Genomic DNA, 9,921 nt, shown 5'->3' on the forward strand with positions numbered 1-9,921 from the left:
CTAAAGAATATTGCCGGTACCCCTAAATCCTTCTTGTAGTATCATAGCTTCGCTTGTTATACGAGATCGTAGTCCCACGGGCAGGAACGTTCTACCCCAGCTACCGTTATCATATATCGATATAAAAAATGGTCAACCAGAAATAACTGGCTGACATTATAATACGAAAGGGGCAGGATAGTTCCATAACAAAGTGGTTTTTTATGGTAAAATTAACTTAATTATCTTCGTTAAGGAGTCTACCTGCAATATGAAATTAGATGATAAAAAGAAAAAGGTACAAATGAAATATAGAAAGAAAATGATGCAAAAGAAAGAAGAAGGTGAAAATAACAGTAAAAAAGTGTTGGTTATTTCTGCTATCTTATTTTTGTTAATTCTGTTGTCATACTGGGGACGATTTATTTCAATCTGAAATCCCTAAATAAATTAGGAGTTGTTTATATGTTTGATGTTGCACTGTTATTTATTATTGCTTTTGCTGGAGGAATTATTGCTATTATTGGTTTCTTCGTTATATTAGGTCGAAGGATTTCAGAACCGAAGAAAGCACTTCAACAAAGAATAGATAATCTCGAAGAAGAGGTTCAGATATTAAAAAATCACAAATAAAAAACTAGCTTTAATGTACTAACGGATGCTTTACTTCATTACCAGGAGCTGATCAGCAGCTCCTTTTTTTATGCAACTATCGGGGCAGGTTAATTGAATGAAATGGTAAAATTAACCTTAATGAATTTCTTATGGGGAGGGTAATATGGAACAGGTTAATTTTTTTGAAAACCGTCTTTTTTTTGAAAAGGCAGAGAAAACTTTCTTAGTACACAAAAAGATAATTAAAGAACGTATGCCCGAAGCTGATGTTCAGCACGTTGGAAGTACGGCTGTCCCTAATAGCCTTACAAAGGGTGATTTAGATATACAAGTGCGTGTTGATTCTGAACAATTCCCAAAGGCAGTTCAGACACTCTCAGCATTATATGAACTTAATGAAGGTAGTGTAAAAACGGACTGGTTCAGGGCTTTTAAAGACGATTCAACCGTTCCTCCTTTAGGAGTTCAATTAACTGTCATAGATTCTGAATATGATTTCTTTTGGAAATTTCGAGATGTTTTATTACTAAATGATACTTACAGGATGGAATATGATGAGTTAAAAAGAGAGTTTGAAGGGAAAGAAATGAATGAGTATAGGGAAGTTAAAAATGAGTTTTTCCAAAAAATAATGAACACTTCTGAATTTAATAAACTGTGACATAAGATTGTGAACAAGTGTACTTAAGCTAACAGGTGCGTTAGCTGAAGATCGGAGCTGTCTTTAAGGCAGATTTTTCTTCATTAACTAACAGGTGTTATTATTTAATGAAAAATCTAGATTTGGGTATTATTACGACACTAATAACAACAACTACAAAGTGAAACCTCATCCAAGTTCTGTACAGAAGTTTCAAAGGAAACTTCGACAACTGACAAAGCGAAATTGGAATGTTCCACTAGACTACCGAATATTGAAATTGAACCAAGTAATAGTTGGATGGGTAAACTACTTCAGAGTGGCAAACATGAAAAAAACGACGGAACGAATAGACACAAAGCTTCGCTCTAGAATTAGGGTCATCATATGGAAACAATGGAAAGTAGCGAAGAAACAAATTAAATCGCTTATTCAACTAGGAATTCCGGAGGAAGAAGCGAAAGGATTAACCTACTGTCGAAAAGGTTACCGATTCATAGGAGTATACAAAGTCGTCCAAAGAGCAATCTCAAACAAAAGACTAAAGCAGAGGGGAGTCCCCTCTGCTTTAGAACATTGCCTAAAAGTACACACTGTGATATAAATTGAAACGCCGTATACGCGAACCGTACGTACGGTGTTGTGAGAGGGGCGAAAATAAACTTATTTTGCCCCTACTCGATTTAGCGAGGCAGGGTTGTAAAAGAATGCAGGTACAAAGATTTTTCTGAACTGAAAAAATTAAAATCTTGAGGGAGAGTAAAATGAAAGATATTCATGATGAAAGCACATGGCCCGTTTGGGCTAATGAGACAATAGACATTGTCGAACCAAATCCCAAGTGGGTAGAAAAAGGTAATCAGGAAAAAGCACTTCTTCTTAATCTTCTTTCAACTTTCGGCATAACGGAAATTCAACATTATGGAAGTACATCTATTCCAAATTTACCAGCTAAACCAATCATTGATTTAATGGCCAAAATTGATTCATTTCAAAAAATAAAAGAAATATCTTCATTGTTAGCTAATCACGACTGGAATTATGTACCACCTAACATAGACAATCGACCTTGGCAAAGATTTTTTGTGAAAGTAATTAACGACAAACGAGTAGTACATTTACATATTTTACTTGAGGGAGAAGAACGGTGGGATAATCAGCTACTTTTTCGTGATTTATTACGGACTAATCAGCAGTTTATTGATGAATACGCTACTCTTAAAAGAAATTTAGCAAAAAAATATAGCAATGATCGTGAAGCGTACACTAAAGCAAAAACAGAATTTATTAATTATGTTCTTAAATCTTAGTTGCGAACTAATATAAGTTTGTGAAGAATAGTACTTAAACTAACGGGTGCTTTAGCTGAAGATGAGGGCTGTCTTTAAGGCAGCTCTTTCTTTATGCAACTATCGGGGCAGGTTAGTTCCATAACGATTTGGATTTTTATGGTATAATTTTAAATGTTGCAACGAATCCTGCATCATTCTCACCCTTCGGTCACCTTGCTCTATATCGGCATTACCGAAGAAGAAACAAATGAAGTATTGAAAACATTAGTGTTTTTCACTGAGGTTTTGTTTCAGACTGAATTTGCATCAGGAGTGATTGATAGATTGTTTCATATTTAAGCATCATAAACCTCCTTGCACATCTGTATCGGTACAGATGTGTATTTTTTATATCGTAAAGGTTATTATTTTCTCTTACGATAATGGTACCGGCCGGATCAATATAAGGGGGTAATCGAAATGATTGAAAATAGAAATGCATATATCGCAGCAACCATCTATGCAATCATTATTGGATTGTCATTTATGTTTGTTAAAGTGACATTAACGGTTGCAACACCGTTAGATACATTGGCTCATCGGTTTACCATTGCATGGATCGCTGCCACAGTGTTGTTCGTGTTAAAAAAAGAATCGATCAAGGTAACAAAAAAGGATGTACAGCAGATTGCCTTGTTAGCCATCTTATATCCGACACTCTTTTTTGCTTTTCAAGTATTTGGGTTAGTGCATACATCCTCATCGGAAGCTGGTATTATTCAAGCAACAATACCAATTTTTACGTTGATTTTTGCAAGTATCATATTAAAGGAAACATCTACACGCAGTCAAAAAATAGCTATTGGTTTATCTGTACTCGGTGTGATGTATATTATGTACATGAACGGGGCAGGGGGGACAAATACAAATCTCTTCGGGGCTGGTTTAATTTTACTTTCAGCACTTACCTCCTCACTATACAACGTATTTGCCAGAAAGTTAACACAACGCTATTCGTTATTCACTATCACATATATCATGACCTTGTTTGGGTTTATAGCTTTTAATGGACTGGCACTGACAAACCATATAATGAATGGAACACTGGATCAATTTATGCAACCTTTTGGACACTGGGATTTTATTCTTGCCATTTTATATTTAGGTATCCTATCGTCTTTAGGAACGTCCTATCTTTCCAACTATGCATTATCAAAAATAGACGCATCGAAAATGAGTGTTTTCAGTAATTTTGCTACGCTCATTACCATTTTAGCAGGGGTCATTTTTTTAAATGAGGAATTTCATTTATACCACATAGCCGGATCCATTATCATTATCATCGGTGTTGTTAGTACAAACTATTTTGGTGCAAGGGGCAAATCAAATGAAAAAATATAGTCTCTTACTAATCATAAGCTTCATTTGGGGATCTCAATTTTTCTTCATGGAATTAGTAACGGAATGATGTAGGTTCCATTTCGTGGTCTGCTTTGAAAGTACTGATCGGTGCAATATGTTTATCAGTGATTGGTCTGTTCCAATCAAAGAAAAACTACACAACCCATACTAAAAAATATTTTTGGATTGCACTTTTTGAAGTAGTCTTGCCGTTTATTCTTATTGCACAAGGCCAAAAGTACGTATCGAGCAGTATAGCATCTATGCTAATCGCAATGGTTCCAGTCTTCACATTAGTATTTTTCGTATTGCTCTTCAAAAAGAAAGCAAGCAAATTTGAAATAGTCAGCATAGTATTAGGATTTTTAGGAATTGTGATCTTGTCTTGGCCAACGCAAGGAATTATGAACGTTTCAGGTAATATATTGGGTAATGTGTTGCTCATTCTTGCTGCTATAAGTTTTGCATTGTCTTTAATTCTAATGGAAAAATTAGAAGATGGTTCTCCGGTGGTCCATATGAGAAATGTTTTATGGATTGCAAGTATCGTCTTAATCCCATTCGCACTCCTTTTTGAAAAGCCATTGCAAAGGACATTAATCATACACAAATATTTTCTATTATTATTTTAGGAATGTTCCACGCTGGAATCGTCTATATGCTGTATAATCTTTTGATTCAAAGGGAAGGTGCTCTGTTTGCATCTTCAGCAACTATATTGTACCGGTCATTGGCATCATTCTAGGCTATGTCGTTTTAAAAGAACCATTATTTTCACAACATAAGATTGGTATGCTTATCATTCTTTTTGCTCTTTTATTTTCGAATGAGGACATTTTTAGAAAATGGGTTAGGTAGGATATTTTGCACCTGGAATAGCAAATACAAACAGCTTAGGATTATGTAATCAGCTTTCCTTAGTGGCCCGTTATGGTAGCCCAATAAACTGATGATGACAGGAGAGGATGAGGGTGAAACTAAGAGAGATAATGAACATGAGGATGGGTACGAGAACAAGCAGAAAACGAGCTTCAATAGTCACTTTAATCCTGGTGCATAAATTATGAAAAAAACGCTTATCATTTTACTTAAATCACTAGGAGTTATAGCTATAGCAATAGTGCTTTTTCTAGCTATTGTTTTTATAGTTAATATGATTAGTAATAAAACGGAGCAAGGGAAAATAGAATCTTATGGTCAGCCTGTACAAGTAGACGGGAAAAATATGAATGTGACAATTCAAGGAAAAGGCGAAGAAACAGTAGTGTTACTACCAGGTTTTGGAACAGCGGCACCAGCACTTGATTTTAAGCTGCTAGTAGATGAACTATCTCCATTTTACAAAGTTGTCGTGATTGAGCCTTTCGGTTATGGATTAAGTGATGAAACCGAAAAAGAGCGAAGCATGGAGAATATTGTAAGCGAAATTCATGAAGCTTTACAGCAGCTTAATATTGACCGTTACACTCTAATGGGCCATTCCATTGCAGGCATTTACGGACTGGATTATGTGAACAAATATCCAAACGAAGTGAGTGCATTTGTCGGAATCGATAGTAGTGTTCCAACACAAGGTGGTATGGATGATGACTTTCCATTAGAAACTTTTAAATTACTCAAAAAATCAGGTCTCTTAAGATTGATCATGAAACTAGGTGGTGACCCATATGCTTCACTATCATTTGATGATAAAACAAAAGAACAAATGAAAATGATTACGAATAAAAACTTGAATAATGCCACTACCTTGAATGAAATGAAAAATATTTCTTCTAATTTTAAAGGGGCTCAAAATTTAACATTCCCAGAAAATCTTCCTACTATTTTCTTTATACAAGCGAATAACACAGACGTTGAAGGATGGATACCACTGCATAAAGAGCAAGTCAAAGATTCTGTTCATGGAAAAGTGATGACACTTGAAGGAGAACATTATTTACACCATACGAATTCAAAAGAGATCGTTGAAAACTTTAGGGAATTTATAAAAGAAATAAAATAATTTAAAAAAGTTGAAAGCCTTAATTCAAGAGGAGAGAAAATCTCAGAGCGTCAAAAAGCGCAAGTAATCTATGAATTAGGGAGTAAATATACGATCATCGAATTAGTGAATGTAGCTGGCATCCCACGCAGTGCGTATTACTACTGGGCTGGAAAAATAATATATATGGCGATTAATTTGCAGGAGGAGACATAAAAACCCTTTTTAAGATAAATATTAACTCTAGATTTAATATGAATGGGGAATTATATTATGGAAAATATTAATAGTGTTGAACTAAAGCATTTTTCAAGTGAGTATTTGACAGGATTGAACTCTTTTGTACTTACAGACGAACAAAAACAATTTTCTGCATTGCCAAACAAATTTGGGGAAGCTACTGATGGACAGCATCGTATAGTTATTTTAAGTGATAATACACCTGTTGGTTTCTTTCTACTAAATTCAAACGAACGAGTAAAGAAATACTCCACTAATCTGAACGCTTTGTTATTAACTGCACTATCAATTAATAATACAGAGCAAGGAAAAGGCTACGCTAAACAAGGGATGTCATTACTGCATGAGTTTGTTATATCAGAATTCCCTAAATGTGATGAAATTGTATTAGTTGTAGATAAAGATAATATTCCAGCACAAAAACTATATTTAAAAGTAGGATTTGAAGATACAAATGAGAGACAAATAGGACGTATCGGCGAAGAAATTATCATGAGACTATCAATAAAATAATGTATAAGACCACAACTAAAAATAACTGCATTTTACGATGCACCAAATTTATCAATTATACAAATAGAAAAACGGTTAGCCATAAATTTTAAAAAAGATTGATTAAAATGGATTCATTGTTGTGATTTGGTTTGCATTATATGAGAATTAAAAGGTCAGTTAAATACTAGGTAATACTTTCCGTTTAGAAACGTGTTCACCAACCTAAATAATTGTGCATCCATCTGCCCCGAATAGTACAGCTCTTTAAGAAAAAGATAAATGTTCTAATTCAACTAACGGGTGCGTTAGCTGAAGATCGGAGCTGTCTTTAAGGCGGCTTTTTCCTAATGCAACTATAGGGGAAGTATAGTTGTAGAGTGCTGTATTTATTAGGTTTGCTTTTATTTTTTATAAGAGATATTCCATTTTTTTCTTGAATCTATCTGCTCGATTGTTATACTAGGTGCAATAATCATGAGAGTAGAGTGATAATTTTGAATATTAATTTTCTTCCGAATGACTCTTTTATTGAACCAAATGGTCAAAATATTGATGAAGTTAAAAGTCTAATTAGTAAAGTTATGGATTTGGTTATAGAGAATTCTAGTAATTCTGAGCAACGTCCATTTTTAGCTCAAATAGAAAATTATAATTTTGATGAGTTTTCCATAGAAGGGACTCCTACTGAAGATATTCTTCTAAAATTACAAGTGATTTTAAGAAATTCAATGAATCCTCTAACTCCTAACTATATTGGTCACATGGACTCGATGCCAACTTTAATTTCCTGTTTGGGTGAATTTGTAACAACGGCTATTAATAACAATATGTTGAGTCTTGAAATGTCACCTGTATTCTCTCAAATGGAAGTTCAAGTGCTTCAAAAAATTGCAAAGATGTTTGGCTTTGATGAAAAGGGTGGGGGAGTAATGACTAGTGGAGGGAGTCTTGCTAACCTTCAGGCCCTTGCAGTTGCTCGGAACCATAAATTTCAAGTTAAAGAGGCAGGATTAACTGGACTAATAGGTCAACCAGTTATTTTAGTATCGGAAGAGAGCCATACCTCTCTTCATAAGGCAGCTATGTTATTAGGATTAGGTACTTCTAGTGTAATCGCTGTAAAAAGTAACCATAATTCTCAGATGGATATCTCCGACTTAGAGAAAAAGATTATTAAATTGTTAGAAGACGGGAAAAAACCTTTTGCAGTTGTGGCAACGGCTGGAACAACTGTAACGGGTAGTATTGACCCCATCTTATCCATTGCAGAAACAGCAAAGAAGTATGGGCTCTGGTTACATGTAGATGCTGCTTATGGTGGGGCATTAGTATTTTCAGAGAAGTATCGTCAATTACTTTCTGGTATAGAAAGGGCAGATTCTATAACTTTTAACCCTCAAAAATGGATGTATGTTGCAAAAACATGTGCTATGGTTTTATTTAAGAACCGTGAATTGTTGGAAACGGATTTCCGAATTTCTGCTCCATATATGAATGATACAAATTTTACAAATTTAGGTGAAGTTAGTGTTCAAGGCACCCGTCATGCTGACATTTTAAAGTTATATTTGTCTCTTCAGCACATTGGATTAAAAGGTTACGACCAACTATTGAATGAAAGTTATTTATTAGTCGAGGAATTTGTAGTACAAGTAAAAAAACGCTCCTACATAGAGCTAGCAAGTGAACCTGATACAAATTTATGTTGTTTTAGAGGAAGACCAAAATATCTCGATTCGAAACAATGGGACCAATGGAACTTAGAGTTGCAACAGTATCTGCTTAATGAAGAACGAGTATTTTTTTCCTTGCCAACTTATAGAGGAGATCGTTGGTTAAGAGCAGTTCTATTAAATCCTTATATACCAATCTCAATTATACAAAAAATATTTAGTAAGATAGATGAATTTTATATAAATCACCATAGTTATAAATCTAAATCCTATTAACTGGGTGCTAAAGTTCAATTCATAGGATTTAATTTTCAACAAACGTGCGGATTCTTTAATAAGAAATGCTTTTCTTAGTGAACTAACGGGTGCGTTAGTTCATTAAATTGGGTTGCTTCGCTAACGGGGCAGGATAGTTCAAGAGTGCTGTTGATCTTTGTTCAACAATTGGGCCATATTCTTGAATAACTAACGAAAGTACACTTGTCATAAGAAAGAGTCTATCAAGGTAAACTCTTTCTATTTTCCTTTTAATAACCAAAAACCAATTAATATAATTGTGATACCAATCCCTGTTCGCCAATTGGGAATTTCTTTTAGAAATATATATCCAATTGCGACACTAACTAGTATCTCCATTCCTTTAGAGACAATAAGTGAGAAGGTTAAGTTATCTACAATTTTTGTTAAAAACTTCACTCCGTATCCAATCATAATACTCGCAGACAGAAAAAGAGGTAAAAGTTTTATATAGTACCATAAAGTGGATAAAAAATTCGAGTCAATGTGCTTGGTGTGATAAGCGTAAATAGTATTAATAATTAATAAACCGCCTAACATTAATAAAAGGGCAAGGAAAATCATAAATGTTGTTCTCCAATTGAATTTATTTCTATAATTTTGCCCAAATGCAAAATCTTTATGTAAAGTAAAAATGAAGTTACTCATTAGCATGAACTTTTTCAGAATATTTTCTTAATGAACTTACGGGTGCTTTAGTTCATTAACAGGGGTTGCTGAAGCAGCCTTTTTTGTATGAAAACACATTAGTGAAAGAGGCCATACTAAAATAAGCCCACCATATTCTAATTTTTTGAAGGACTTAAATGTACTATGTCGTTATTTTGATTGGTTATGCAGTTTGTTGTTCAGATGGAGGGATTGTTGTATATCCTTTCTTTTTTAGGTATTCTATCATTTTTAATTCTTTGTTCATTTGTTTTTCTTCAAGGTAATTTGAGCCTAGTTCATGATAGGGTTCTCCTGTTTTTAAGATGTTGTAAGCAATCGTCAATAGTAAATGAGCAGAAGCGATTCGTCCCTTCATTTTTCCCTGTCGTTTGGTAATCCTTTTTCGATGTGAAGCAATTCGATTATTTTGCCTAGAGGTTGCCAGTACACATTCTACAGCCATCGTTTTTAATGCTTTGTTTCCTTGTGTGGTTTTACTCGTTTTTTTTTACCAGCACTTTCGTAATTTCCAGGACTCACACCAGCCCAAGAGGCAAGATGTTTAGCCGACTTAAATACGGACATATCAACGCCCATCTCTGCAATAAAAGTAGCTGCGGCAGCTTTGTTCACACCAGGTATACCATCCAATAATTCTACTTCCTTACGATATGGGGA

At 34.4% G+C, this 9,921-nt stretch carries 14 protein-coding genes; 11 read left to right on the plus strand and 3 right to left on the minus strand.

The annotated features are described in order from the left end of the window. Positions 1-250 precede the first annotated feature (250 nt). The 11 genes from ACFX4I_RS25930 (at position 251) to ACFX4I_RS25980 (ending at position 8,571) form a co-directional block, all read left to right on the plus strand. A complete protein-coding gene (locus ACFX4I_RS25930; RefSeq protein WP_156404358.1) occupies positions 251-415 on the plus strand; it encodes a hypothetical protein in 165 nt (54 codons plus the stop codon). 29 nt (positions 416-444) lie between these two features. Continuing rightward, entirely contained in the window at positions 445-612 is a 168-nt protein-coding gene (locus ACFX4I_RS25935) for a hypothetical protein (RefSeq protein WP_155727302.1), read from the plus strand. 145 nt (positions 613-757) lie between these two features. After that, positions 758-1,255, plus strand: coding sequence for a GrpB family protein (locus ACFX4I_RS25940; protein WP_377424075.1), 498 nt, complete (start codon positions 758-760; stop codon positions 1,253-1,255). 160 nt (positions 1,256-1,415) lie between these two features. After that, positions 1,416-1,838, plus strand: a complete 423-nt coding sequence (locus ACFX4I_RS25945; RefSeq protein WP_377424077.1) for a group II intron maturase-specific domain-containing protein — start codon at positions 1,416-1,418, stop codon at positions 1,836-1,838. Positions 1,839-1,998: 160 nt separating this feature from the next. Then, positions 1,999-2,544 carry a GrpB family protein gene (locus ACFX4I_RS25950; RefSeq protein ID WP_377424080.1) on the plus strand — a complete coding sequence of 182 codons (546 nt, stop codon included), beginning with the start codon at positions 1,999-2,001 and terminating at the stop codon, positions 2,542-2,544. Between the two features lie 153 nt (positions 2,545-2,697). Further along, positions 2,698-2,865 (plus strand): hypothetical protein, encoded by a 168-nt coding sequence (locus tag ACFX4I_RS25955; RefSeq protein ID WP_230303191.1) that lies wholly within the window; start codon positions 2,698-2,700, stop codon positions 2,863-2,865. A 120-nt stretch (positions 2,866-2,985) separates the two neighbouring features. Further along, complete coding sequence (locus ACFX4I_RS25960; protein ID WP_377424082.1) at positions 2,986-3,906, plus strand: DMT family transporter; 921 nt, start codon at positions 2,986-2,988, stop codon at positions 3,904-3,906. 77 nt (positions 3,907-3,983) lie between these two features. Further along, positions 3,984-4,538 carry a DMT family transporter gene (locus ACFX4I_RS25965; RefSeq protein ID WP_377424093.1) on the plus strand — a complete coding sequence of 185 codons (555 nt, stop codon included), beginning with the start codon at positions 3,984-3,986 and terminating at the stop codon, positions 4,536-4,538. Positions 4,539-4,969: 431 nt separating this feature from the next. After that, positions 4,970-5,908, plus strand: coding sequence for an alpha/beta fold hydrolase (locus ACFX4I_RS25970; protein WP_377424084.1), 939 nt, complete (start codon positions 4,970-4,972; stop codon positions 5,906-5,908). Between the two features lie 252 nt (positions 5,909-6,160). Then, the gene (locus ACFX4I_RS25975; protein ID WP_377424086.1) at positions 6,161-6,640 is read left to right on the plus strand and encodes a GNAT family N-acetyltransferase; all 480 of its coding nucleotides are present in this window, start codon (positions 6,161-6,163) and stop codon (positions 6,638-6,640) included. Positions 6,641-7,116: 476 nt separating this feature from the next. Continuing rightward, positions 7,117-8,571 carry a pyridoxal phosphate-dependent decarboxylase family protein gene (locus tag ACFX4I_RS25980; protein WP_377424088.1) on the plus strand — a complete coding sequence of 485 codons (1,455 nt, stop codon included), beginning with the start codon at positions 7,117-7,119 and terminating at the stop codon, positions 8,569-8,571. 240 nt (positions 8,572-8,811) lie between these two features. Here ACFX4I_RS25980 and ACFX4I_RS25985 read toward each other — a convergent pair whose 3' ends face one another. The 3 genes from ACFX4I_RS25985 to ACFX4I_RS25995 form a co-directional block, all read right to left on the minus strand. Next, on the minus strand, positions 8,812-9,240 hold the full coding sequence (locus ACFX4I_RS25985) for a hypothetical protein (RefSeq protein WP_230303197.1): 429 nt from the start codon (positions 9,238-9,240) through the stop codon (positions 8,812-8,814). Positions 9,241-9,424: 184 nt separating this feature from the next. Next, positions 9,425-9,706, minus strand: a complete 282-nt coding sequence (locus ACFX4I_RS25990) for a hypothetical protein (protein ID WP_095392615.1) — start codon at positions 9,704-9,706, stop codon at positions 9,425-9,427. 5 nt (positions 9,707-9,711) lie between these two features. Continuing rightward, positions 9,712-9,921: transposase (locus ACFX4I_RS25995; RefSeq protein WP_377424091.1), on the minus strand; the 210-nt coding region annotated here is incomplete at its 5' end.

This window comes from Peribacillus sp. YIM B13472, from assembly GCF_042788005.1.
GTDB classification, from domain to species: domain Bacteria; phylum Bacillota; class Bacilli; order Bacillales; family DSM-1321; genus Peribacillus; species Peribacillus simplex_E.